This is a genomic window from Paracoccus broussonetiae (genome assembly GCF_031854425.1).
GTDB lineage: Bacteria > Pseudomonadota > Alphaproteobacteria > Rhodobacterales > Rhodobacteraceae > Paracoccus > Paracoccus broussonetiae.
Genome location: NZ_JAVRQI010000050.1, coordinates 1 through 1,079, shown reverse-complemented (window position 1 = coordinate 1,079; position 1,079 = coordinate 1). Strand labels below are relative to the sequence as shown.

Sequence of the window (1,079 nt, the reverse complement as noted above, 5' to 3'; positions counted from 1 at the left end):
GCCCCTGCGCTGTGTCTTGCGGCTTTTCCCGCGTTTTCGGAGGATCTGACCTTCACGCATCCGTCCGGGGCGACGGTGAAGTTCTATGGGCAGATCGTGCCGACCTATCAAAGCGTGGACGATGGCGAGCAGACCTATGACAGCGTCGTCGACAACAGCAATTCCTCCAGCCGGGTCGGGATGTGGGTCGATGTCCCGAATGGCGAGAACCTGCTGCGCTTCAACCTTGAGGTCAGCCTGGGGTTGAAGAACACCGCCGATACCAGCCAGACCGAGGATGAGGACTGGATCGACTGGCAGCGCACCGACATCCGCAAGCTCGAGGGCGTCTATTCCGGCAATTTCGGCGCGATCTGGTTCGGCCAGGGCAGCATGGCCACCGACGGCGCCGCAGAGATCGACAATTCCGGCACCAGCCTGGCGGGTTATGCCAACCTGCCCGACACGGCCGGCGGCTTCGAATTCCGCGACGGTGCGGCGCTGTCGGGCATCTCGATCGGCGACGTGTTCAAGGATTTCGACGGCGGCCGGCGCTTCCGCATCCGCTATGACACGCCGGACTTCTCGGGCTTTACCTTCTCGGCCGCCTATGGCCAGGAGGTCCTGGCCGAGGATGACGACGCCGACTATTACGACGCCGCCCTGCGCTATGCCTATCAGAACGACATGATCGAGGCCGATGCCGCGCTCGGCTATGCCTGGAAGAATGACGAGGACACCACCGAGCAGCTGATCGCCTCGGGTTCGCTGACCCACCTGCCCAGCGGGATGAACCTGACCCTGGCCACCGGCGACGGCAAGGACGATGCCGGCAGCTATGGCTATGTCAAGCTGGGCTGGAGCGGCGACCTCTGGGATTATGGCAAAACCGCGGTCTCGATCGATTACTTCGACGGCTCGGACTATGTCAGCGCGGGTTCGGAATCGAAATCATGGGGCGTCCAGGCCGTCCAGACCTTCGCCGAGCAGAATATCGACGCCTATATCGGATACCGCGAATTCGCATATGACGACGAAACCGACGCAGACTACCAGGACATGAGCGCTTTCCTCATGGGAATGAGGTGGAAGTTCTGAGC

Annotated in this window: 1 protein-coding gene; it reads left to right on the top strand. The window is 61.9% G+C overall.

Annotation, left to right across the window (positions count from 1 at the left end; genetic code table 11):
* Window positions 1–1,077 (top strand): porin (locus RM190_RS23300; RefSeq protein ID WP_311761870.1); only part of this gene is annotated, 1,077 nt, incomplete at its 5' end.
* Between the last annotated feature and the right edge of the window lie 2 nt (window positions 1,078–1,079).